Annotated in this window: 17 protein-coding genes; 12 read left to right on the top strand and 5 right to left on the bottom strand. The window is 44.1% G+C overall.

All coding sequences use genetic code 11. The features are described from left to right. From KDM90_RS04920 to KDM90_RS04910, 3 genes are all read left to right on the top strand, one after another. Positions 1–2,750, top strand: a 2,750-nt coding sequence (locus KDM90_RS04920) for an SdrD B-like domain-containing protein (protein WP_329605291.1), incomplete at its 5' end; no start/stop codon positions are given. A 3-nt stretch (positions 2,751–2,753) separates the two neighbouring features. Continuing rightward, positions 2,754–6,146 (top strand): hypothetical protein, encoded by a 3,393-nt coding sequence (locus KDM90_RS04915; RefSeq protein WP_212674426.1) that lies wholly within the window; start codon positions 2,754–2,756, stop codon positions 6,144–6,146. Positions 6,147–6,428: 282 nt separating this feature from the next. Further along, complete coding sequence (locus KDM90_RS04910; RefSeq protein WP_212674425.1) at positions 6,429–7,487, top strand: OmpA family protein; 1,059 nt, start codon at positions 6,429–6,431, stop codon at positions 7,485–7,487. A gap of 342 nt (positions 7,488–7,829) precedes the next feature. Here the strand turns inward: KDM90_RS04910 and KDM90_RS04905 are convergent, their stop codons facing one another. Continuing rightward, entirely contained in the window at positions 7,830–8,312 is a 483-nt protein-coding gene (locus KDM90_RS04905; protein ID WP_212674424.1) for a VOC family protein, read from the bottom strand. Positions 8,313–8,647: 335 nt separating this feature from the next. On the opposite strand from KDM90_RS04905, the gene KDM90_RS04900 reads away from it, so the two are divergent. The 5 genes from KDM90_RS04900 (at position 8,648) to KDM90_RS04880 (ending at position 14,215) form a co-directional block, all read left to right on the top strand. Further along, complete coding sequence (locus tag KDM90_RS04900) at positions 8,648–9,772, top strand: MBL fold metallo-hydrolase (protein ID WP_212674423.1); 1,125 nt, start codon at positions 8,648–8,650, stop codon at positions 9,770–9,772. A 156-nt stretch (positions 9,773–9,928) separates the two neighbouring features. Next, positions 9,929–11,221 (top strand): hemolysin family protein, encoded by a 1,293-nt coding sequence (locus KDM90_RS04895; RefSeq protein WP_212674422.1) that lies wholly within the window; start codon positions 9,929–9,931, stop codon positions 11,219–11,221. A gap of 224 nt (positions 11,222–11,445) precedes the next feature. After that, positions 11,446–12,084 carry a CatA-like O-acetyltransferase gene (locus KDM90_RS04890; RefSeq protein WP_212674421.1) on the top strand — a complete coding sequence of 213 codons (639 nt, stop codon included), beginning with the start codon at positions 11,446–11,448 and terminating at the stop codon, positions 12,082–12,084. 625 nt (positions 12,085–12,709) lie between these two features. Next, a complete protein-coding gene (locus tag KDM90_RS04885; protein WP_212674420.1) occupies positions 12,710–13,339 on the top strand; it encodes a hypothetical protein in 630 nt (209 codons plus the stop codon). 99 nt (positions 13,340–13,438) lie between these two features. Beyond that, a complete protein-coding gene (locus KDM90_RS04880; RefSeq protein WP_212674419.1) occupies positions 13,439–14,215 on the top strand; it encodes a hypothetical protein in 777 nt (258 codons plus the stop codon). Between the two features lie 281 nt (positions 14,216–14,496). On the opposite strand, the gene KDM90_RS04875 is transcribed toward KDM90_RS04880, so the two are convergent. Further along, positions 14,497–15,096 (bottom strand): glycosyl-4,4'-diaponeurosporenoate acyltransferase CrtO family protein, encoded by a 600-nt coding sequence (locus tag KDM90_RS04875; protein ID WP_212674418.1) that lies wholly within the window; start codon positions 15,094–15,096, stop codon positions 14,497–14,499. A gap of 331 nt (positions 15,097–15,427) precedes the next feature. Further along, positions 15,428–16,198, bottom strand: a complete 771-nt coding sequence (locus KDM90_RS04870) for a hypothetical protein (protein WP_212674417.1) — start codon at positions 16,196–16,198, stop codon at positions 15,428–15,430. Between the two features lie 1,213 nt (positions 16,199–17,411). Here KDM90_RS04870 and KDM90_RS04865 point away from each other — a divergent pair. Both KDM90_RS04865 and KDM90_RS04860 read left to right on the top strand, forming a co-directional pair. After that, a complete protein-coding gene (locus KDM90_RS04865; protein ID WP_212674416.1) occupies positions 17,412–18,047 on the top strand; it encodes a hypothetical protein in 636 nt (211 codons plus the stop codon). A 160-nt stretch (positions 18,048–18,207) separates the two neighbouring features. Next, positions 18,208–18,957 (top strand): hypothetical protein, encoded by a 750-nt coding sequence (locus KDM90_RS04860; RefSeq protein WP_212674415.1) that lies wholly within the window; start codon positions 18,208–18,210, stop codon positions 18,955–18,957. Positions 18,958–20,078: 1,121 nt separating this feature from the next. Here KDM90_RS04860 and KDM90_RS04855 read toward each other — a convergent pair. Together KDM90_RS04855 and KDM90_RS04850 are read right to left on the bottom strand one after the other, a co-directional pair. Next, positions 20,079–21,191 carry a hypothetical protein gene (locus KDM90_RS04855; protein WP_212674414.1) on the bottom strand — a complete coding sequence of 371 codons (1,113 nt, stop codon included), beginning with the start codon at positions 21,189–21,191 and terminating at the stop codon, positions 20,079–20,081. Positions 21,192–21,312: 121 nt separating this feature from the next. Beyond that, positions 21,313–22,389, bottom strand: coding sequence for an SRPBCC family protein (locus KDM90_RS04850; protein ID WP_212674413.1), 1,077 nt, complete (start codon positions 22,387–22,389; stop codon positions 21,313–21,315). A 280-nt stretch (positions 22,390–22,669) separates the two neighbouring features. On the opposite strand from KDM90_RS04850, the gene KDM90_RS04845 reads away from it, so the two are divergent. Together KDM90_RS04845 and KDM90_RS04840 are read left to right on the top strand one after the other, a co-directional pair. Next, positions 22,670–23,689, top strand: coding sequence for an OmpA family protein (locus tag KDM90_RS04845; RefSeq protein WP_212674412.1), 1,020 nt, complete (start codon positions 22,670–22,672; stop codon positions 23,687–23,689). A gap of 120 nt (positions 23,690–23,809) precedes the next feature. Then, positions 23,810–24,322 (top strand): hypothetical protein, encoded by a 513-nt coding sequence (locus KDM90_RS04840; RefSeq protein ID WP_212674411.1) that lies wholly within the window; start codon positions 23,810–23,812, stop codon positions 24,320–24,322. Positions 24,323–24,572: the final 250 nt, after the last annotated feature.

The following is a 24,572-nucleotide window of genomic DNA, read 5'->3' as shown; positions in this document are numbered from 1 at the left end:
TCACCAAGCTGTATTCTGGTGACACCGTACCAAGTAAGGTCACGACGCAACCAACAATCGGTGTGCAAGCGGTTTGTTCAATCAGCGGCACCAAGACCACGAGTTTTACAGCAGGAACCACCGGCACAATCACGGGCTTGGTACAAGGTGAAACGTGTACTTTTAATGAAGTCAGCATGTCCGGAGAAAAGTTGAGCGATGGCTATACATTGAGCACGCCAAATCAGGCTGTTTTTGCACCTGCAAAAGTGATGCTGCTTGCAGCCAATACGAATGCACTCACCGTCACAAATCGAGTATTGCCTCCTAATCCTATCGTCAATTTGTCCATTAGGAAGAGCCATAGTCCATCTGTTTTCACGGAAGGAACGATCGGCACTTATTCAATCATAGTTTCAAACAAAGGATCAGCGCCAAGTAATGGTGTTTATACCGTAACAGATTACCTGCCAAGTGGTTTGACAATTGCTGCGATTCCACAGATTCCAGGGTGGGATTGTAGTGCGTCAAGCATTGGATCGAATCAGCTCAGTTGTTCTAGCTCAGTAGTTATCAGTGCCGCAGGTAGCCAACCCGCCGATCATCCAAATCCAATCTTGCTTTCAGTGAAAGTTGCTGCCAATTTGGTGAAATCGAATGGCCTGAGTTGTGAGCCAGGTAGTCATTCCGTGACAAATATCGTGGTCGTGAAGGGTGGCGGTGAATTGGATGTGCCAGCAACGAACGCTGATAATCGCTATGAAGATGTCACCCCATTGCAGGCTCTGGGAGCAATAAGCGGTGAAATCTGGATCGACATCAATCATGATCGTCAACGGGATTCGAGTGAGCTCCCCAAGGCTGGCTTTGTGGTGGAAGTGTTGGATAGTAAGGGAACAGTCGTCGGGACAGCGGTAACTGATGTGAATGGTACCTACCGCGTAGATGGCCTTTTACCTGGCGATGGCTACAGTGTTCGATTTAAAGATCCAAGCACGGGTGCTTATTATGGCCGTCCTGTATCGCGTGATCCGAATGGTGGAAATGACCCAAGTGCACGACCAGGAACTGGGGTTGTGGAAGGGGCGATGATTCGACAGCTGTCGATCCCAGCCTGTGGAGTGACGCGTACGCATCAAAGCTTGCCTTTGGACCCGCAAGGGGTAGTTTATTGTAACAACACACGTAAACCCGTTGCAGGTGTCAAAGTCGAATTATTAGACGCAGTTGGCCGTCCAGTGCCAAGTAGTTGCTTGGTTGGAGGTGGAAGCTCGATGACTACCTCGGTGGGGCAATTGGGTGGATTAGATGGCGCATATAGTTTCCTACTTGCGAACCCCGCGCCAGCTGAGTGTCAAGGCGCTGGTGATTATCAATTGCGCGTTACTACCCCAGATGGCGGTAGTTACAGCAAACTAATTCGTCCTCAATCAGGGACTTTGCAAGCCCCCCAAAATTGTACGAATGGTGTAAAGAATGGGATTTGCGCGGTACAAACACAAGAGACAGCGCCATCTCTTGAACAAAATACGACTTATTTCAGTCATCTATACCTCGATCCAAAGAATGGCCCCGATGTTGTTAACAACCACATCCCTGTCGACGCCTGCGAAATGCCTCGTATCGCGATCGATAAGAAAGTTGATCGGCCAAATGCGGAGATTGGTGACAGCGTCCGATATACCGTACTAGTCAAACGTGCGGATACGACCGGAGGTGTGATCGGTGCTGTTGTGGCGAACGACTTTCTCCCTCTGGGATTTAGTTACATAGCGGGTAGTGCACAAGTTGATGGTAAACATATCGCCGAACCACAAACTATCGCGGGAAATGGCTTACGGTTCACGCTTGGATTAATGCCTGGAAATGCAGTCCTCAAGTTAACTTATCGTGTACGAATCGGTATCGGTAGTGATCGCGGAAGTGGAATTAATCGCGTTCGAGCTTGCTTGGAGGGTGCGGATCTTTGCTCAAATGAAGCAGAAGTCAAAGTTAAGGTCACAGGGGGTGTTTTTACTGAAGCAGCCTGTGTCGTTGGGAAAGTCTATGTAGATTGCAATCACAATCAAATGCAAGATCCCGAAGAGCTTGGTATTCCTGGTGTTCGTTTGTATCTCGAAGATGGAAGTTTTGCGATCACCGATGTTGAAGGGAAATATAGTCGTTGTGGTTTGACTCCGACTACCCATGTGATGATCGCCGACCCATCGACATTGCCAAAACTTAGTCGATTAATCGTAAGTAGTAATCGTAATGCAGGTGATGCACAAAGTTTGTTCCTCGACTTGCGTCGTGGCGATTTACATCGTGCCGATTTTATCGAGGGAAGTTGCACGGCAAGCGTCGTGGATGAAGTTGTGCGCCGTCGTCATCGGGGTGAAATAGGCGTGCCTCAGTACCACGAAGACAAAGCGCCACTAAAGATGGCAGCAGTATTGGCCCCAGTGGCCGCCGTAGTTGCAACACCGCCTGAGCCAGTTGCGCCACCACCTGCGCCAATTGAGCAAGCAAATTTACTGGGACGAGTGGTTTCTGAACCTCAAATTGCTTGTATCCCGCGGCGCACGGCTGTCTTGACGATGCCAGAGCCAGTCATTATGAAGCCAGTAAAAAAAGTACGGCCAACGACAGCAAACACAACACAGAAAGTGGTGGTGAAGCCGACTAATCCAGCTGCGAAGAAAATGATTAAGAAACCGAAGCCAGCGAATAGTCTTTTGCCACAGTTGCAGATGCAATCTGCTCCAGCGCTTCCAGATTGTGCAGGTTAACTCATGAAAAACATATCTAACCACATGGTTTTTGCCGTAGACAATGCTTCGAGAGAAAGTCGTATCGTTATGCCTAGTAATTCGAAAATTGTGAGGGGCAAATCTTTGACTCATGGTAGAACCTTACCGCAATTACGCTGTTTGCGTGTCATGGCGTCGATCGTAGCACTGGCCTGCGCAGAAATGGCGCAGGCACAGGACAATCAGGTTGTATTGAAATTGGCGCCCGAGCTGGGTGCACAAAGCCAACGATACCAAAGTCCAGTGGGTGTTTTGCACTTTGAAAGTCAGCCACAGATCGTATTGGAAGGGCCGTACGCCAAGAACCAAAAAGTTGCCAAATTAGAGGTGCATGTCTTTGGTGCGACCGGTGTGGCGAACGGAGTTTCACGTCTCAAGATTGTCGTTTCTGCCTTCGATAAAGACGGGCGTTTTTTAGAAGACGATGGCTTAGTGACGATAGAAGTGAATGGTGGCAAACTCGATTTGAATCAAAACGCAAGTTCAAATTTGGCGTCGCCTAGTTTTGATCAGGATCGCCGTACACCGGGCAATCAGTTGAAATTGGAAAAAGGCGAAGCCCGGTTTGTTTTAGTCGCGCCGAACCATCCACAGGATGTGAAGTTACGAATTACTGCCGGTTCCACAAGTGTTGAGGGAGTGATTCCGTTTGACGCCGAGCTGCGCGATATGATTGCCGTCGGACTTGTTGAGGGCATATTGCGCATGAACAAGGAACAATATGACGCTCATGTTAAACCCGCTGGGTTAAATGATGGTTTTGAGCGCCAATTGCAAGCATGGAGTCGGCGATTTAATGACGGTAAGACCAACGTTGCTGCACGAGCTGCGATGTTTGTTAAGGGTAAAATTCGTGGCGATGCTTTGATGACGATGAGCTATGACTCTGATAAGAGTAGTCGTGAATTGCTTGCTGCAGGAATTCGACCTGACGCCTACTATCCGGTGTTTGGTGATTCGAGTGTCATCGGTCTGGATGCAAATAGCTCGGGAAAACTGTTTGTTCGCATAGATCAGGGGCGTGATTTTGTCCTGTATGGTGACTTTAATACTGGCAATGGCTTTGTTCAAAGCCTAGGCTCGGGTATGGTCGCTGGGAATACTCTGTCGCAGCTTGGCAATTATAATCGGACTCTTCATGGTGTTCGCGCCCATATCGAAGGCAAAGAAGGCTTTGTGAATGCGTATGCGAGCCGCGATACCTTACGTCAAGTCGTTCAAGAATTACGAGCGAATGGCACCAGTGGTCCATTCGCTGTCGAGAGCAATAATGCGCTAGAGAATACCGATAAAATTGAAATTCTTTTGCGCGATAAAAACGACCTGCGTCGTGTTATTTCAACGAAAGTTTTGCAGCGTTGGACGGACTACAATTTTGAGCCATTTAGTGGTCGTATTTTATTGACGCGTCCACTGCCCAGTTTAGACGATCAAGGAAACCCTCAAAGTTTGCGCGTCAGCTATGAAATTGATCAAGGCGGCGATCCGTTCTGGATTGCCGGGGCCGACGGACAATTGAGAATTTCGACTAACTTGAGTGTGGGCGCAACGCTTCTTGAAGACAAAAATCCACTTAGTCCATATCAATTGCGTAGTGCCAACGTCGGTGCGAAACTCACTGATAAGACGACTTTGATTGCCGAAATCGCACAATCGGATGGACAAGCAATAAATCAAAGTTTGCCGTCAGTTGGCAGCGGTACGAAAATATTTGGCGATGTACATGGACAGGCCGAGCGTATCGAAATTCATCATGATGACGAGCAATTACGAATGCGTGCTTGGGCGAATCGGACGGATGCGAATTTTAGTAATCCTAGTGCAGGCGTGACACCCAATAGTACGCAGCTTGGTGTGAATGTCGCTGCAAAAATTACATCTGATGTGACACTCGTGGTGGACGCGCGAGAAATCAAAGAAAATGATACTGATGCGAAGAAAGATGGTGCAAGCGCGGGGGTCAACTATCGTCTTTCACAGGATGTTCAATTAGGTGCGGGGGTTCGTCATAGCACTGAGCAGGGACGACTGGTTGGTTTGATGAGTAGTATCGCCGGAAATCCTTCCCCCGGCAGTGCGTTTTTCCCTGGCGCCAACGGTGGTTTTCAAGGGATGGGCTCTGGATTGTCCAACTTAAATGGTGTTGGCATGGGCACTAGTGTGCCTTCTTCAACGGTCGCTGATCTAAGAAGCGATACGCTGTATTTCTCGGCCAAAGCAAAACTGGCGGATCGGTGGACGGTCGATGGTCTCGTCGAAAATGGTTTAAGTGATCATGAACAACATCGGGTAAAACTTGGCGCGCGCTTTCAGGCTAGTGAACGGACAGGTATCTACGCACTTGCGGAAAGCCAAACTGGCTTGGCATCGTATTACGGCCTAGATCCAAATCGCCAAAGCAATACGCTTGCGTTCGGAATTGACTCAACCTATATGGAAGGGGGAAATTTCTTCAGTGAATATCGTCTGCGCGATGCGACAACTGGACAGGAGCAACAGTTAGCCAGTGGTGTAAGAAATCTATGGAATGTCGCTGAGGGTGTTGCCTTGAGCACCGGTGCAGAACGACTAGCGATTGTTTCTGGCACGCCCCAAAAGGCGACTGCGGTCAATCTCGGCTTAGATTACACCGCAGCGGAAGATTGGAAAGGATCTGCAAGATTAGAATGGCGACGGCTCAATTTAGGATTGAATTTGGCCGCCTCGAATAATCTTCAAGACAGCTTTTTATCGACCGTTGCTGCAGCGAGAAAATTGAATCGTGATTGGACAGCCTTGGTGCGCAACTACAATATGTTGATCGATAACCATGATATTCGTCCGAATGGTTTGCAAAATCGTTTTCAAGTTGGCGTTGCGTATCGACCAGTCGATGAAAATCAACTCGATATGTTATCGATGATTGAAGATAAACGTGAGCGCCAAGTGAATGGACTAGGCGAGTCACGAAATGTGCTGGTCGCTAGTATTCAAAGTAACTATCATCCGGCGCGCCCGTGGTGGTTTAACGGAAGATTTGCCGCAAAATCGGTGAGCGAGACACTGCCGATTACAGATGGGGCAAGTACAGACCGTTATCGTGCCTGGATGGTGAGCGGACGAATTATTTACGATATCTCCGAGAATTGGGATTTGGGACTTCTGTTGAGTAGTATGCGCAGCAATAAAAATAGTGAAAATCAATTCGCTACAGGTCTGGAGATTGGTTATCTACTTCGACAGAATTTATGGCTTAGCGCTGGCTACAATTTTAACGGCTATCGTGATCGAGATTTAACAAGTGATTACACCGCGCAAGGATTTTATTTGCGGATGCGATTCAAGTTTGATCAAACTTTGTTTTCTGGGTCGAAAGAAAAGACGATGAATGAATAAAGTTTTGATCATAGGGCGAAGACAAATTTGCTTGCTTTTGCAGCTGAATCGGTAGTCTGACGTTAGCGTCAACATCTCGAACAATCTGTGTCGAAAAGGAATAAATAAATGAAATGCAATGCGCGTGTGGATTCGAGTACCAATTCGAATATCAATTCGAATATATGTTCGAACATAAGTCCGAGTACTAACTCGAAGGTGGTAGGCAGTTCGCGTTCTGTGTCGCATGTTTTTGAAACGCGGTATTTACAAAAGTTTGCGCAATTCTGTTGTGTCATTCTGATGACGGCTAGCGTACCGACGGCGAATGCCCAAACCTCACCAAGCCCGGCGAATAAGCAATTGACGCCGGCACAAGAGAGATACAGCGATCAGCGGATAGCAGTCGATCTCAAACTCTACGACGCGCAGCAAGAACGTTTGCGTACTTTAAATATGACTGGAAAACATCCACTCAATGACTACAGTATGGCAAAAGCGCAATGTTGGCTTGATGTGTCGCGTCATGAATATTCGCGTAATGATAGAAGTCCATTCCCGCAGGATGCATTGGATCAATCGATACTTATCTCAGAATATTTGGAACAAGACGGAGATAAAGTAGACCCGAGAAATCCTGCTTTAAAAACGCCATTTATTAATGGCGCAAAACATCTTAGGGATGATCTCGAAGCGCAAATACTTGCATTGAAATCCGTACCTGGCTTCTCATGCGTGGCAGCGCTTGTTGCTTGTGCAGAAGTAGAATTGGTGCACGCTGGGAATGAATTTCAGCAGCAACAATGGCGGCATGCGCAACCCTATATTGGCATAGCGGAACAACTCATAGATCGGGCAAAGGCTGAACATGGTTTGTGTCCTCAACAGAATGTTGCAAAAACGACCGAAGTAGTGCAAGAATCAGCACCAGTAAAGGTCGTAGAGGTCGAAAGCGTATCGCAAACAAGTGTGGAAAACTGGACGCTCAATGGGGACGCACTCTTTAAATTTGATCGCGTGGATATTGATGGCCTATTGCCTGCCGGACGCCTCGCGGTGGACGAACTCATTCAAGCCATCAAATCGCATTATGCCCAAATTGATCGGATTCAAATAACTGGACATACGGATCATTTTGGCCCGATTCGATACAACGAGAAATTGTCTAAACAACGAGCAGAGACCCTCCGTCACTTTTTTATCGCACGCGGTTTGACCAATCCAATTTCAACGCAAGGAATGGGGCCACATCAGCCAATTAAAAAATGCCCAAATGATATGTCGAGAACCAAGCAGATTCAATGTTTGCAAGAAAATCGTCGGGTGGAAATCGCCGTAATTGGTGTTCAGAAGAAAAAATAGCGTCTCTATTGTTTTGATTGAGCCTGCTGAAGGCGCTCATTCCTTTGAAAGAGTGAGCGAGATTTATCAAGGCGATACCGTTCGACTAGATTGAAGAGCCATGACGGATCCATTTCGATCGACATGCCATTGCCGAGTGGTCGGCAGCACATTACTTGAACGAGAGCACGCAGTGTTCATTCGGGCCGCGGTAAAGACGTAAGAAGCGACATTGCAAGCTGGCAAAATGGGAACTTAGCTACGGAATAAATGCCTTCGCAGACAGAATGAATCCGACACACATTCAGAATACGTGAAGCGTTGTATTAACTCGTGATTGGTCTATCGATTCAAATCGATATGTCACTTTGCATCATTGACTTCGATCCAATAACCATCAGGATCTTGAAAGAAAATTTGTCGAACTCCATCATTACGTGATGCTGAGATCGTTCTATTTTCACCTCTGAAACTCCCCCAGTTGATCTGCTTGGCATCCAATTGCTGAATTAATTCATCGAGATTGGAAGAGCGAAAAGCCATATGAATATTTTTATTTTGAACTAATTCTAGTTGGCGCTCCCCGAGCAAATGCAATTGCAGACCATCGTTGATCTTAAGCCATTTGCGACCTGCCGCTGCTGCAGGAATTTCCTCTAAGCCTAAGATAGTCGAATAAAAATGCATGCTCGCATTTAAATCTTTGACATTAAGTGCTATATGATCGATCGCACGTAGCAGCGGTTTCTTTGTCGCAGTATCTTGTCCTGCCGAAAAATTTGGCAATGTCCCTAAGGCGAATGAAAATAAAATTGACGCTGCAAAAAACACTTTTTTTGTTTGCATGGGGTGACTCCTGTATGCGTATCCTTGCTTTGAGAAATTATAAGTCTAACTTGCTAAATATCGCTTCCTGTTTGAACATAAACCTTGGCATACAATATTTGTGTGACAACGCTTGTCGTTTCTTGCCGACTTTTTTTCATTAGATCGGTTTATTGCCATACCGAGCCAAGAGTCGTTGCTTGCGATACTGTGCGCTGTATTGTGTTGATTTGCGCCTGCTTTGGATGGTGTCCGACGCCAAGCAGTATCCCTGAGCAGCGTGTTCCTCGGCGAAATTCTCAAATTAAATTTATACTTCGACACTGATTTAATTTTGTTAATTTTGGGACTCAACGATGCGAAGTCACTTCCTCCGATTCAAACTATGGCGCTCCTCAAGTATCAGTTTGGCGTCGCTCATTGTGCTGTTTGGCTGTGGACATCCCAACCAAGTCAAAGTAAGCCATGCGAATGATTACAAGCAAATCATCAATCAAGAAGGGCGCTATCAGAACGCCTACCCTGGCAAGCAAAGTTATCCCTTCACTTGTGATGCGGATTGCTATCAACAGCAAGTAACACTGCAATGCCAGGCCGAGAACCCTGCGGAGCAATGTCGCTACACAGGGACACAGCCAAACGTTCAACTCAACAGCGGTTTTAAGGTACGCTGGTTCGGACATGCCAGTTTTGAGATTGTGACAAACGATGGCAAGCGAGTCTTATTGGATCCTGTCTCGCAGCAATTTGATTGGCCGGTGAATTGGGGATTCCATTTGTTGCGGGGTTTTAGTCGCGGTTTGCCGCCGGGCTTGACGAACCAAGTCTTAGCAAATCCCGATGCGGTTCTTTATTCGCATATTCATTACGACCATTTTAATAAGGCGGATATTGAACGGATCGGTAACCGTGCAGAATATTTGGTGCCGCTTGGATTTGCAGACCATTTTCCAAGCGGTGCTTATCAAATTAATGAAATGGGTTGGTACGCCCAGCACAATCTCGCAGCATTACAAATCCACGCCGTTCCTGCGCATCATTTTAGTAATCGTATTTTGGTTCCGCTGATTTACGACGATTTCGGCAAGAGTTCGTGGAATGGATGGATCATTCAGTCGCAAGGTAAGTCGCTATTTTTTGCCGGCGATACGGGTTATTCGCCGCATTTCAAAGATATTCGTCGGCGCTATGGCGCGATCGATGTCTGCCTTTTGCCGATTGCCTCGTATTATCATAAAGAAGATGGGGAACGCTACCGCAATGTTCATACAACACCCGAAGACGCATTGAGCGCGGCCGTTGAGCTGGGATGCAAAGTAATGATCCCATGGGGGTATGGAAGTGCAAGTTGGAAGATGGGCGACCATAGTACCCATTCCGCACTACAACGTTTATTGACGGTACGACAAAGGATACATGACAGGCCGGAAGGACAAATTCCCCTCATCATCTTAAACGAGGGAGAAGAAGTCACACCTTAGGAGTCATCGTAGGCATGTCGCCTCGATAAGTCGTCCAAGCAACTCTAGAGACGCCGGCAATCCGACAAGAAAATGGCATAGGATGTCGAGGAGATTTTGAGTACAATACTTTTTCGCAAACTACAGAGGGCATCTTTTGATTAAACGTCTCTCCCTATGGACATATTGATTATTCTTGGCCTAATTTTAGTCAATGGCTTGTTTGCCATGTCGGAAATTGCGGTCGTCTCTTCTAAGCGTATTCGATTACAGAAGCTTTCCGAAAGTGGTAGCCGTGGTGCACAAGTCGCGCTCGAACTCTCTGATAGCCCAAGTCGGTTTTTGTCGACTATTCAGGTAGGTATTACGCTTATCGGAATTTTTAATGGTGCTTTCGGTGAAGCATCCTTAGTCGCCCAGCTTACGCCAAAGCTGGAAACTTTACCCTTAATTGCTGAGTTTGCGCGTGAAGTTGCATTGGGAATCGTTGTGGTTTGCATTACGTTTTCTTCTTTGATTTTGGGGGAATTGTTACCGAAACGCATTGCGATGCAATATCCTGAAACGGTCGCATCGCTCATTGCGATGCCGATGCAGTACCTATCCAAAGTGATGGGTCCTTTCGTTAAAGTCCTCACAATCACGACTGAAGCCTTGCTGCGATTGATTGGATTGCATCAAGCAAAAAATGTTGCGGTGACGGAAGAAGAGATCGCCGGTATGTTACAAGAAGGTACGGATGCCGGTCTTTTTGAAAAAACTGAACACGAGATTGTGTCGCGCGCGCTTCGTTTGGATGATATTCGCGTTGTCTCACTCATGACACCACGAATGGATATCGACTTTATCGATATTGAAAAACCGCTTGAAGATAATCTAGCGAAAATTGCGTCTAGCCCCTATAGTCGATTTCCGGTTTGTAAAGGCGACCTCTCGAATGTGATTGGCATTATTCATGGTGGACATCTTTTCGATCAGGCCATCGAAAGAAAATCAATGCAAAGTTTGGATATCGTTGCAGCAATCAAGCCACCACTGTTTATTCCTGAAGCACTGAGCGCCATGCAGTTGCTCGAATCTTTTAAGAAAAATCGAGCCGAGTTAGCCCTCATTATCAATGAATACGGTGAAATCGAGGGAATCGTGACACTGAGCGATGTGCTGGGCGCATTGGTGGGTGATGTGGTTGCGGTCGATCATCAAGACGAACAAGATTGCGTACAACGTGAAGACGGTTCGTGGTTGGTTGATGGCGGCGTGTCATTTGACCGTTTTCGAGAGATTCTCGATTCAGAGGTCAGATTTCCCGAGGAAACATTAGGCTCGTATCACACCTTGGCGGGCTTTGTGTTGACGCATTTTGGTTATATTCCTAGAGTTTCTGAACACTTTGAATGGGAAGGGTTTCGGATCGAAGTCGTCGACATGGACAAAAACCGAATCGACCGTTTATTGATCTCGGAAAAATGAACTAAGACTCTGCTCTAAGTAAATAGTTGGTGTTACTTTCGTCATCGCCTTTCTTCGGAATGGATAACATTACGCTTCGATGGCCGAACCATTTATGAATTCGGTGGGGATGTTTTTTGCACGATATGCATCACGAACACCCAAAGAAAGAAAATTTGCTATTCAGATAGCGGCGAGAGCTTCACAAGCAAAGTCAGCTTTGATAGAACCATTCACTCAACAACATGAAAAAAATTGATATCAGCACTTGGAATCGACGCGAGCATTTTGCATTTTTTAGAAAAGTCGATTTGCCTTTTTATAATGTGAACACGCCAGTTGATATCACAGGCTTACCCGAATTCGTCAAATCAAAATCGATTTCTCTCAACAGCACTTTGATTTATTTGACGATTCAGTCCATGAACCAAATTGAGAATTTTCGCTATCGTATTCGTGACGATGCGGTGTTTTTACACGATGCAGTGCATCCATCCTTTACCCATCTCAAAAAAGGAGAGGATTTGTTTCGAATCATTACCATGGATTGTGGCAATGATTTGATGCAATTTGATCGCGATCTGAAACAAGCCGTTGCAGAGTCAACCAGTTATTTTAATTTTAGTAGTGCAGAGGGACGTGATGATTTGGTGTTTGTATCGTCGCTACCTTGGATTGCATTTACAGGCTTAGATCACACTTTAAGCCTCAATAGAGACGATGCCATTCCTCGCGTCTCTTGGGGACGATTCCTCATTCGTGATGGACAGACGATGTTGCCTTTCAATATTCGCGTTAATCATGTATTTGTCGATGGTTTGCATGTTGGACTTTTCTTCGACGAATTCGCACGGCAATTACAACGGATTCTCGAACAGTCCTGATCTGGTTTGCCTTTTTGAGTCACGAAGGAATCAAATATTAGAGTCGTCGACTCGATATGCCTCCACCATCATCGATCACTTGTCTTAGAACTGAGTTGAGCATTGATTTTCACCCCTAAGTGCTAAGGCTTAGTGAGCGCGTTTTGGCGCTTATTCATAGATGCAAAACGAATTCACGTATTCAACATGGCGGCATCAACACGATGAAGAAAGAGCATTTGAAGGGATTTTGGTGATCAATTGCGTGAGTCTCAAATCAACTTAAGTCTGGAAGATGATTTTCAAATGAAGATTGCGATTTTTTAGCTTCGATATCAGGCTACGTGAACAAGGAAATGTTACTAGTTCAAGTTTAATCTTGATGTTAAGGCAATCCCTTAAATGAATTAATCTAATAGGGTTATTCTCATTCCAAAATGGCTGCGCATACAATTTTTCAACAAAAATTCGTGAAATTTTTTGAAAGTAAATTCGGAAATTAAGAGCCGATCGAACTTCGAAAAATAGCGCGAATAAATTTTGTTATAGCGACCTCGTTAATCTTTAAAGAGCATTACCATCAGTATTGGCATGCTCATTCAATGATGACGAGACAAATGTGAAAAATAGAATGAGGAGAGTGGTAATGAATACGAAATTATTAGTGAAAGGCCTAGTCTGTCTTCTGGGAATATCAACCTATCTATCAGCCCACGCACTGGAAAGAACTTTGGTAGCAAATCATGTGATGATCACGGTCGAGAAAATCACGATGAATGGAAATGTCGTGTACTCACCCTGCCGGCAATCGAATGAATGCGGCTGGAGTTGGGGGCGAGGAGAATATTCCTATCAAAATTACCTTGATTTGGGTTCGAAGATGATAGGATTTATTGACGCTCAGGGAGGATACAGGGATCGCTTTACGAAAAATACTTTTATTGTTCGTACATCCGAAACGGCGCGTGCAACTCGTGGCGCTATATCAGCAACGGAAGCACGTAAACGCGCAGCAGATAGCGCCACACTACTGATGTGGGAACAAAAACTCTCCTCTGAGAAAAAGCGCTTTTATGCGTGCGCTGCGGTTAATCGTGGTTTGATCAATTTAGCCGGGCCGAAAACGATTTTGCTTCGTTCATATGGTGCCATTATTTGGAGCGGTCTAGAACATGATGATGGTACAGGTAGAGCGTTTTTTAATGGAGCGGGCGGTGAATCTCCATTAGATAAATCATTTGTTTGCACTGGATTAGAACAAGCGTTGAACGAATAGATAAGTTGTTTCATCGTTTATCTTTGACTTCGAGTGCGTGTCAATTTGATGCGTACTCGGTGGGTCATTCTTAATCATTATCCGTGTGTCCTGAATAAAATGAATTCCATTCTGAAATCGAGTCGAGCCCGATTGACATTAGTTATTTTATTTTTTTGTACAATTGCCTCGGCTTTTTTTAAATTTGATGAGGGGTCACAGTTTGATGCTGCGGTGCTGGGATTTGGAAAGTCCAAGGCAGCAATCGATGTAGAAGGTGCGAAAGCATTCAAAGAGGTGCTGAGTGGGGAAGCGAATATCGGATGGGGTGCTTCTCCATTCTCTCAAGGAACGGGAAATTTTCGTCGTACTGAAGTTGATGATGAATTTGAAGTTTCGGCCGCAATAAAAAGACTTGACGATGCCGAGAACAGAAAAGCAGCCTTAGAGGAAAAATGGTTGCCTGAAAAAATGGAGAGGTTGAAATATCGTATCCCTGCCGAACTCCTCACGAAATCCGACGAAGACCTTTGGAAACTTGCTCAGAGTAAGAATCCTTACGCGATGAATATGATCGCAGAGCGTCTTGATTCCCCTAAAACAATGAACGACGAAGAACGTAAGAATTTCGAAGAATTACGCTTGAATTTAAAGGCAACTCTCAATCAGGGACATATTCGATCTGCATCAACGCTCGGTGCAATGGCCTTGAGAAATGGCGAGAAGTCAGAAGCCATGATTTGGTTTTATGTCGCCGATAGTCTAGGAGATACTTTTGCAAAGCAATATTTCGAGCATGCAGAATTCTTCCTTGAGGCAAATGAGGCTGAACGTTTGTTGGCGCGTCAAAAGGCGGCAGAACGACTTGATGAAATTCGTCGTGGCGCGAGAATGTAGTTTGATTGCGTGTGTTGACTATTGAGATCTAACACAATGTTGATCAGCTTAATTTTGATAGTAACTTAATATTCGCGTAGTCTTAGGTACAAAGACTGAACTTTCCAAACTTTTTTAAGACAGTAAGTGAAAAAGCAGCTGCTAGCCCACCTTTCCAAATTTTTATTCTGTAGCAATGCGCTGAAATAAATGTGGTTATCAAGGTCAACTCACTGATGTATTAATGAGTCCAGACTAGACTGCGGACTTATCTCTATCGCCATAGAGAGTATATCTTCTTATTAATTTTCATTGCATCGTGTGGGCATTCGATTCATGATCTCGTGCTGGTTGCGACGACGTTGATTATTTCTTTCGATTAGCCTTAACGCTCGTTCTATCCTTGGACGGTTATAACGTTGCAAGATGACAGGGTAGAAATTGAGTACGATATTGAAGATCATTAACCACAAGGCGGCTCGCAAGCCGTGATTCCATGCTACGACTATGCTCACGCCAAGAACGAGCAGAAAAATAATCAGGTGGCCAAGTTCGGCTTTCTTCGTGCGCAGAAGATTATGCGCTAAAGCTTGCGCGTTTTTTTCGACAGGATTGGATTTCTTGTTCAATTTTTCCCAACCGATGATGACCAGCAATTGTCTGAAAAGATGGATGCCGAAATTTTCATAAATGCGTCCGTTACGCTCCCAATCTTGCGCGTTGTAGTAGGGGGCGTTGAGTTCCTTGGTTTGTGTTTCAACGTAGATTGATATCCAGAACATCAAAAGAAAATTAAGCCCCCAAGCAAAGGCAAGACTCTCCACGCGCATTATTTTCACGAGTAGCAGCGAGGACACGATGGTCGCGAACCATATCAATAGTGCGAAAAAGTGTTTCTTCATTTTGGCGCAGTGAGTTTGTGGGATGAATCCACATTTTGTTCTACTTCACGTTAAAAGTACAAGTGGAAAAGTTTGTAGGAGTTGTATGTTTGTGTGGTCGATTTTCAGCGACTTGATACGATATATACCAGATTTTGCTTGTGATAAAGAATCATGAGCCGGATATTGGAGACAGATCGCCTCGGGCACAAGTCCTTTTTCCGGAAGATGCGAATTCAAGGCTTGGCGTTTTTGTTTCTTCGCATTTAAGCCAATTTCTTAAGGTAGGCAAAGGAAATCGAAACGTATTGCCCTTTAACTGTACAGGGGAATACGTTTCGATAATGACGTCTCAGAACCAGTCTCGCCTTGTGGAGTTTCTTCTTTCAATGCTGGGTTTTGACGTATGGTCGAGAGTGGCAACTGCTCGAATCATTAATTTTGTAAAACTGTAATACTGCTGTAAAAAGCGCCAATGAAAAAAGCAGCCCATACAAAATAATACTATGGCGATACTAATCGTGTGGTCTTTGTTTAATAGGCCGCTAACCGCTGGTAACTGGCTACGAAATGCACCTGCAAAGAAACCAGCTGCGATGAAGCATGCTAATGCTTGATTTCTGGAAAAAATTGACGCCAAGCGAATCGATTGTATCAATTTTAATGCGGCATGATTGCTCGACAATAGTATGAAGAATGGAAGCCAGAATCTGTCATTATTTTGTAGCTCAACCCATTTCACATTGAGACGTTTAGCGATTACAGATTCGAAACGGGTAAAGGTCTGCCTGTCAATTTCTTTGTTTAATCGAAATAGCGCCCGTATGTTTCGATCAATAATGTCGTAGGCGAATAGGGGGATGAAAAAGCAAGTAATGAACAACCAATGCAGAAATTTAGATAAAACTTGGAGAAATAAATTCGCTCGTATTTTCCTACGAGTGTTGTGGCGAAGTCTGGCAATAAATTTGCGGCGCTTTTTTAGCGTTTTAATGGGGGCGTATTTGATTGCAGCTGCCATCAATGCAAATGCGATTGAAGTCAATAAGGCGAAATAAGAGTAGTTCAGCAAGTTCTCCAGTAAAAAAACTGAAAGAGGATGCAAGTTTGGAATACGTTCCAATATTTTGATCGCCGCGATCATAATCATACTTGCTACAAACAATTTTGCACCAGTGTAGAAAAATGTCGGTAATTTAAAATTCGAAATTTTTCTCAACAAAAAATTCTTGTAGCGCTTAGTGGTGTATTCAGTTGGAACAATCCTTTCATGCGGAAAACCATCTAGCTTATCCGCGAGTAGGCGTTCGAACATGATTTGGCTTATTAGGTCAACGATATGCCCTAAAAGAAAAACGGTAAAAGCAGCGAGCATTGAATAGATGGTCAATGTGGATATTGGCATATGCCCAAGTTTGCGCAACAAAAAAGTAATGTTTAGATCAGCTTTTCGTGCAGCTAAATAAATGATGAAGCTACACCAAATCGTTAGGGCGGGTAGTAGAAATGATGATCTTTCTGGTAGTGCGACGGTTAATGCTGGCGACAAGCGATTTTGATCGGGCATTTATTGTCCTTTCGAGATGGAAATTGGAATCTACGCCAATGCTCTTTCTAGCCTAAAGTTGACTTAAATTTTAAGCATTATTAATGCTTAAAATGTATAGTAATTTGGTATACATAAAAAAGCAATTTTAAGTATTTATGGTACTGCATAGAGAATGTAAAGTTGAATCGATAAGACGTGCATGCAATTTAAATTGCATCGTTTTTTAACCATTTACGTTCGTTCGGTCGTTCTATATCGATGGACTATTTTTTTGGTCTTCTCGATAAAAAAATGCTAGCCGAGTAGTAAGGTGATTTGATGAATGATCTTGTGGACTCTGAAGAGCAATGATGAGTAATGGTGCATGAAGTGAAACATTCGTTATTGCAAAACTTGTGACCTTGCTCTGTGATCCAACCCATTGGCGTCAATAGATAGCTGGAAAAATCTGGTTGAATCTGTACTCGCAGCGTTCTCAAAAAAAACCAATTGAATTTTTTAATTGGCTAATTTCTCTTGTCAATGCCTCATCGATGGTACCTCAGACAGGCTAGAAAGATAATAAAAAAAACATATAAAATAAATGTGCAAAATGACAATCTAACCACGTGTCATTGCTTCTAAACCAAATGGTCTTTTGGTAGTGAATGCTTGGTGAGGACATTCGTTTTTGCAATTACCGTTGGCGGGCGATACCCTTCTGCGCTCTTCGATTTTAGATGAATGTCGATGAATATCTGGATTCTCGACATTTAGACGAGGGAATACAAATTTATACGGAGATAAAATGGAGTCAAAAAAAGGATTGAAATTGGTTTTAGCCTTCACTGCAGGCCTTTTAGGATTTGCAACTTCAGTTTCGGCACATGCGCTAGAACGATCCACAGTCGCAAATCACGCCTATATAAGGATTGACAGAGTCAATAATTTCGACATTAACCCATTGGGTCACTGCAAAAATACCTATTTTGCAGAATGGGGAAATCCTGATGCCGATCGACCACGCCTCGACGCCTGTGTTACGACTTCAACTACGATCGGCTTCAGAGACCGTCAAGACACTAGCTACATAAACACATACTATGGATTGGCTGTCGTCGATACTTCCCAAGCATACCGCGCCACTCGAGGTGCAATTTCGGCGACCACAGCGAGAAAACGTGCAGCATACTCTGCTGTTGAAGGTCTAAAAAATATACTTACCGAGGCTGATTTGAGATATGCGGCTTGCGCAGCTGCCAATCGCGAATTTCAAAATATGGGAGGGGCAAAAACCATTGTGGTTTCTGAATGGGGAGCCATAGCATGGACTGGATTGCGGCAAGCCAATGATAGTGGTCGAGCCTGGGTGAGTAATAAAAAGTTCGATGGTACCAAGATTATTTCCTGCTTGGGTACAGAACAATCTTACGATGGATGGTAAGCTTTCATAGTGTTTGATGCAAGGCGAGGGAGTCGTGTGTGATTCAAATACGATACTGTTTCGATATTAAATTTCTGCTCTAAAACATGTAGAAAAAATTTAAACGAAAAGGCTGCCGCGCCCTACATTTATACGATTTATTGCGCCACACGTCTTATATATGAAAATCTCTCTTTCGATATTGTTCGGATCGACGTTTACAATTCTGTTGTTAACTCAAGTTTTCAATGATGAAAAAGTAGTAGAGCAACTACAACCAATCCATTTAGACGCTCGTATTGACGATGGTGAGCTTCGTATTCATCCAAACACTAGCCGTTCGATTCAGTCCCGGCAATCTAGCCCATGGGAAGACTCCCCTTTTTCGATCGGATCTGCTTCGGTCAACAAACAGAATGGCGCAGCGATTAATAAAGCTGATCTGCTGAATGACGACGAGTATTCGAAAAGATTGCAACTAGAATTGAGAGATCTACCAGAGAAAATGAAAGCGTTGAAATATTTAACTCCGCTAGATCTCATGCGTAAGTCAGATGATGAGCTTTGGAAACTTGCGCGAGAAAAGAATCCGTACGCGATAAATTTGCTTGCGGAGCGCACAAATTGGTCAGGAAAAAAAAGTCCGGATGAACTCAATAAGTTTGATCAATTGAGAATCGATCTGAAGTCCTCACTTCTCCAAGGACATATCAAATCAGCCTCCACGCTCGGCTCAATGTCCCTCAATATGGGAGATAAAATCGAAGCGATGGCCTGGTATTTTGTTGCGAATAGTATGGGAGATACAATTGCAACTCGATATTTCGAAAACACCGAATTTTTCCTTGAAGCTAGCGAGGCAGAGAAGCTTCAAGCACGCCAAAGAGCGGATGAAAGAATGATCAATATCCGCCATGGAAGGCTAAACTAAGTTGCGGTAGCAGGTTTGATTGTCACAACCACGTTCAATCACAACCACGATAATCGATGCAGACAATTGGCAACAATTCTGACGTTCATCGAAATACTTAAATTTTAGAATGAACAGCCGTCATTCTCCTATACGCCTGCCATCGCTTGAAATTGGTCAGGAATTTTTTTGCCTCGACATGATACTAGAAACAGAGCTAAGGTCAGGATTTGATTGTTTTTCACAGATAGTTGGTGTAGGGCAGTGGGGGATTTGCGGGAAGTTAGAATATCGTGATGTGAATCGCGTTGGTGACTGAAATGAACGATTTTCTGTGGATGATTTATATTAAGGATCGGCCACAATCGTTCGTAATTCCCAGTACCCAGAGTTTTCCTGAAAATGAAAGCAGGACAACGTCGATGCGATCATTTCTTCAACGATTTAGCGCAAAACATTTGGTACACGTTCAAAGCAATCCCAACGTTCTCCACTTGCTTGAATTTTGTATTGAAATGGATTCCGCTATTTCGCTTTTCTCTACCGCAATAAGAAATTTGTCACATAAACTGCAAGAATGTTCTCTATATACGGCTGAACAATTCTAATGTTTTCCTTTCCTGTATCCTGTTCAAGAACTGGCTTTGATTGTTGACGGCATGTCTTTTGGCAGTTTGGTTACAATCGACATGCAAGTGTATTCGATAGACGTTTAGCTAGTGACGATAAAGTTTTGTTTTTTTAATTGGACAATCAGGGCTACGACTAGCAGCCTGTCTTACAAATTTCCCACCAATTGAATCCGTTTAGTGAGATTGAATTCATTAATTTCGATTAAAATCCTTATCTTTCTCACTTCGTTTGCCACTACTTTTTTGAATTGAAGATGTAAGATTTTAGATGAACAAAACAAGTCGATATTTTTGTAAGATGTAAGATTTTAGATGAACAAAACAAGTCGATATTTTTGTATTTTCCTTTTAATTGGATAGGAATGTTGACGCTACAAATCTTATTCGACTTTCTATTAATCGTGTATTAGTGGGGAAACTTATGTTCTTTTCTGATCATGCTTTGCTTCATTGAAGGAGTACTCATTGCGCTTCAGAAATTTTGAAGTATCTATTTAAATCAATCACCTTCTATGGTTGCCACCATGGATGAATATCAGAAGTGGATAAAGCAAGGCACTCATGTCTTGCACGATTTCGAATTTCTGTCGAAGAAATGTTCTTGTAATTGCTTGGGCATAGGATTGCCGTATCGCCAAAAGTGAATAAGTTTCGCGCAGTGACTAAATACAGATCGCCATCGAGCCTCTCTACTTGCCAATGGGTATTCAAATCACGCCCAAAGTATTTGGCATTCAAAATGTACCGATTTGTTCCTTTCTCACGCATCCCCAGTGAATAAGCAACTCTTTTGAGTGTTAGTCCGTAAACTTGCGGTGAAAAGAGAAGTACGATAATTAAGATCGATATTGTAGCAAGACTCATCTTTTGAATTAACTCTGCAGAAGTCATGCATTGCCGCTTCAAGCGCACAAACAGAGGAGCAATTGCGAGTAAAGATGCACTCACGACTAGTGCATCAAAAATCTTACTTAAAATGCCGACGTCATTGTCGCGCAAGGTTTGGCTTAACGGCACGCAAACCATCATTGCAGCAAACCATCCTATTACGCCAAGTGTACAAAAACGTAGTTCCTGTCGGAAGGAAAAGCTTGCGTACTCTTTCTTATTTAGCCTGCGGTATCGCTGCAGACTAAAATACATTAGAAGAGGTAGTGTGATTGCAAGTTCGCCCCATGCCGGGAGATGAATAAAACTATCGATCATCGCTCGACGCGCAATTTCTGCTATTACGATTAGATTGACTGTAATCAGGCACATTGCCATCAGATGGTGTGGAATATTGTCATCGAAGAGGGCGTGTTTCTTCAGAAATTGGTATGACCGATAGGTGAATATTCCAGGCAGTAGAAATGCTAAAATGAGCAGCGGAAAGTAAAGCAAGGACGCACCGAAAAGTGCGAGTAATCCTTTTGCGTTGGATAGCGCTGGCAATAACTGATCCTGACGGCCAATATAGGTCAAGTATGACCAAAGGTAGGCAACTGAAACGATCCCCGAGATTGGCGTACCGATCGTAACCGCCTGTCTCACGAATTCGGTAAGTCTTTTTTCCAATGGCTCTAATGGAACAATACGATTTGATTGTATTTTCTTGGTTAAATTTCTATTCTTGAAATGCATATTTGCCCCTTTTTTTGGGTTTTTCCTTGATACTGAATCAAATAACCAAAACTTGACCTCGCATTCCAGCCTACTCACCCGATACCGCCTATTCTGAACTGAAGGCGGTCAAGTTTTCTCCTCAACTTCCTTGCGCACGTTGCTTATAAAAATTCAAAATAGTATCTGCCGTATCGCTGACCAAATAACGCGCGCAAAAATCTGCGTACCAATTGAAATGTGTAGTCACACGTGTACCAACTTTCACGGTTAGTCGAGTGCCACTACCCTCAGGGCTGAGCGTGTATGAGGTGTCTTCAATATCGAAATATTTGCCACCGATCACCACATGATCATCCAATGCGCCACTTGGAAACGATTCAGGACTAAATAGGTATTTCCAGGCAATGTGACGATTCTCTTGCCATTCTGTGATTTCTTCCTCGAAACGCACGCCGCGTTGCCAGACCAATTGACGCTTGCCCCCGACCTTCGGTTCCAAAGTACGCGCTTCAATTGGATATGGCACACCGATTTTATAGGCGATGCCACCTTCTAATTCTGAAGCTTGAATATTCAGAGGGAAATTAATGAGTTTCCATATTTTTTCTGGGCTGGCCTCGATATAAACGGAACGTTCTGTGCGCTGATGCACCGTTGTCGCATCGAAGTGTTGTTCAACACTGCCGAAAGCAAAGGGCATCACAAACATCACGGCTGACAACTTTCCAGAATGATTTGGTTTGGTTGAGGAGAAGATCGCTGAAAGCAAAGCACCGAGTAGCATGAAAGGAATAAACAAAACCAATGCCATGACCAAACAAATGATTCCTTCGCGGAACAAGGCCCCTACTGCAAAGGCGAATAGACTCAGCGAGAGCATCGTCAAGCCACCCGCCATCGCCACCCCTCGCATTTTTCTTTTTTCCGCAAGATAGGCGACCAAAAATCCCATCGCGAGGGGCACGCCAACCAGAAATGAAGTCAACATCACACCGCTGCCAACAGACAACACATGCATAAAAAATGAATAAGCTGTGACCCCATAAATTGCCCCTAGGCTTGCCACGCCACCGCACCAAACGATATAGACAATCCCCTTAAGGAAAGACAAATATAAAGGTCTGGTTGGTGTTTGATGGGTATGCAGTTGAGTGGTTTCATCAATAGCGGTGCCCGATGCAAGTGCCTCGTCTTTGTTTGAGTGAGATTGATTCATGTGGTCTTTTTGATTTTTGTGTTTTAAAAAATGAATGCTGTTGATATCTTCGAAATTAGGTAAAAAATCTATTATTTATTTTATTTTTGTCGTCGCGATTATGACACCAAAAAAGTCGATATGGTCAGATATGTTTTTAAGAAATTTCCTATGATTACTTTCACATTCTCTTTAGAGCTTTTGTGCGCTTAGGCTTTTAAATGCACGATGATTGCATCGCAAATAATTTGCTAAAATAACCACATTGCTAACCATTTATTTAATTATGAAAAAGAAAATAATGAATATCGTGCGTACCGCATCGTTAGTCGTAATGCTGGCCACTGTTACCTCGGTAAGTTCTTTCAGTTTTGCCCAGATTGGTGATATTCCCAAAGGCCAAGACCATCCATTGATACAGCGCTTTCAGGGTTCTCGTATGACAGGGTATTTGCAGACAGAATGGACTGAAGCGGCCATACCTCAAGCTAAGGTCGCTAAGTTGGATGGTATGAAAACAGCGGAATGGAAACTGCTAGAAGGCAAAGAAACGCGCTTACATTATCTTTCGCCTGTAGGTAAGACAACGCTAGAAGTTCATCGGAATTATCGCGATGCTTTGCTGAAAGCGGGTATGCAAGTCAGCGTCACCTGCGATCAAAAATGTGAAGACCTGTATCGTGCTTGGCGTGATCAAGCGAAACCCTTTGAGCGCCAATTCAAATGGGATAACGGACATCACAATGGATTTAGTCATTATGACGCTATCGATAATCAAGAAGGGCGCCTGATTGTTGGCAGTTTTCCTGCCAACGGTAGAGTGCCCAAGACCCACGTGCTTGTGTATAACTCGCTCGCATTTGGTGGTGGCAAAAAAGTCGATCCTATGGTGTCCACTTTTATCCAAATTATTGAAGAGAAAAGCCAGCCAACGGGACAGGTCAACGTGAACGCCGAGGCTTTAAAGCAAAGCTTAGATAACATTGGCCACGTTTCCTTGTATGGATTGATGTTTGACACAGGTAAGACGGAGTTGAAGGCAGAGAGTCAACCACAGCTAAGTGAACTCGCCAATGCACTCAAAGTGCAGAGTAATTTGAATATCATCGTTGTCGGACACACCGATAATATCGGCAACATCGATGGCAATCTCAGCCTAAGCCAAGCCCGTGCTCAAAGCATTGTGCAGGCTTTGATTCAGGCCGGCGTAGATAAGCGCCGTCTCATCGCGAAAGGTGTCGCTAACTTCGCGCCAATTGCGACAAATAAAACCGAAGAAGGGCGTGCAATGAATCGACGCGTTGAGATTGTGGTGCAATAAACTGGTCTAGTGATTACATTCAGCTTTATTTGAATTTCTTAATGCAATCTGAGTCTTGTTGCTTGAACATAATAGTGAAAGTCTGATGATCATGTTTTTTGAGAAGTGAAAGAAGCATCAATGATTGCGAAGTTGATTTTGGTATTGGTGGGTGCTGCCGCCGTAACATGGTATGGTTTAGTTGGTGGAAAAAAAGTCGATGAAGACAAAGTGCAAGCCATGTATCGCGACTACATGTCCGCCTTTGACCGTGGTGATGCGAAGGCAGTGTGTGACTTTTTTCATGAAAAATTAACTGGTAAAGCACGTTATCAATCCCATGTCACCCCCGCGATTCAAACCTTGAATAAAGCGAAGGCCTGTGCAGCGGTGGATGAATTTCGCGAGACAAAACAGAAGTTAGAAGCGCAAAGTGGGCAGGAGCTTTATACCAACTTGGAAATGACAGTACAGTCTGTCAATGTCGCCGCCGATAAAAAATCGGCAGAGGTCGAAGTCTTGTTAGAGATGCGCATTGGAACCGAGCAGAGACCGTTACTCGATGCACGTAGTAACCAACGTGATGTGGCGAAAGCAAACTGGGGCAAACTTCAATTCGTCGAGTCGCATGCGGTGGTTAAGTATTACCAATAACCTTGAATTTATTGCACTCAAAATTTGTGTGAAACTTTCCGTCCTCGACACAAAGATGAGCGAATTTAGCCGCGACTGAAATGTAGACGAAAAATGTAGCGCGGGTGCAACCCGCGCCGCCAGCAGTTTCAAAATGCAGAGCGGTGAATTTAAACTATGAAAAAATTGTAGCGATAAATCCTTGAGCGTAGCTACAGCGCGGGTTGCACCCGCCCTACATTGCTTTAAAAAATAACGCTGTCAATCGGAA

Origin of the sequence: Affinundibacterium fentianense (assembly GCF_018139545.1) — a bacterium.
Lineage (GTDB): Bacteria > Pseudomonadota > Gammaproteobacteria > Burkholderiales > Burkholderiaceae_D > Undibacterium > Undibacterium fentianense.
This window is presented reverse-complemented; position numbering and strand designations above follow the sequence as displayed.

What these genes read in the sequence shown, in the direction of transcription:
- KDM90_RS04905 (WP_212674424.1), bottom strand. Translation starts at nt 8,312, where the DNA reads ATGCAAACAAAAAAAGTGTTTTTTGCAGCGTCAATTTTATTTTCATTC.
- KDM90_RS04840 (WP_212674411.1), top strand. Translation starts at nt 23,810, where the DNA reads ATGATTGCGAAGTTGATTTTGGTATTGGTGGGTGCTGCCGCCGTAACA.
- KDM90_RS04860 (WP_212674415.1), top strand. Translation starts at nt 18,208, where the DNA reads ATGAAAATCTCTCTTTCGATATTGTTCGGATCGACGTTTACAATTCTG.
- KDM90_RS04885 (WP_212674420.1), top strand. Translation starts at nt 12,710, where the DNA reads ATGAATACGAAATTATTAGTGAAAGGCCTAGTCTGTCTTCTGGGAATA.
- KDM90_RS04850 (WP_212674413.1), bottom strand. Translation starts at nt 22,389, where the DNA reads ATGAATCAATCTCACTCAAACAAAGACGAGGCACTTGCATCGGGCACC.
- KDM90_RS04845 (WP_212674412.1), top strand. Translation starts at nt 22,670, where the DNA reads ATGAATATCGTGCGTACCGCATCGTTAGTCGTAATGCTGGCCACTGTT.
- KDM90_RS04890 (WP_212674421.1), top strand. Translation starts at nt 11,446, where the DNA reads ATGAAAAAAATTGATATCAGCACTTGGAATCGACGCGAGCATTTTGCA.
- KDM90_RS04880 (WP_212674419.1), top strand. Translation starts at nt 13,439, where the DNA reads ATGAATTCCATTCTGAAATCGAGTCGAGCCCGATTGACATTAGTTATT.
- KDM90_RS04915 (WP_212674426.1), top strand. Translation starts at nt 2,754, where the DNA reads ATGAAAAACATATCTAACCACATGGTTTTTGCCGTAGACAATGCTTCG.
- KDM90_RS04875 (WP_212674418.1), bottom strand. Translation starts at nt 15,096, where the DNA reads ATGAAGAAACACTTTTTCGCACTATTGATATGGTTCGCGACCATCGTG.
- KDM90_RS04855 (WP_212674414.1), bottom strand. Translation starts at nt 21,191, where the DNA reads ATGCATTTCAAGAATAGAAATTTAACCAAGAAAATACAATCAAATCGT.
- KDM90_RS04895 (WP_212674422.1), top strand. Translation starts at nt 9,929, where the DNA reads ATGGACATATTGATTATTCTTGGCCTAATTTTAGTCAATGGCTTGTTT.
- KDM90_RS04910 (WP_212674425.1), top strand. Translation starts at nt 6,429, where the DNA reads ATGACGGCTAGCGTACCGACGGCGAATGCCCAAACCTCACCAAGCCCG.
- KDM90_RS04900 (WP_212674423.1), top strand. Translation starts at nt 8,648, where the DNA reads ATGCGAAGTCACTTCCTCCGATTCAAACTATGGCGCTCCTCAAGTATC.
- KDM90_RS04865 (WP_212674416.1), top strand. Translation starts at nt 17,412, where the DNA reads ATGGAGTCAAAAAAAGGATTGAAATTGGTTTTAGCCTTCACTGCAGGC.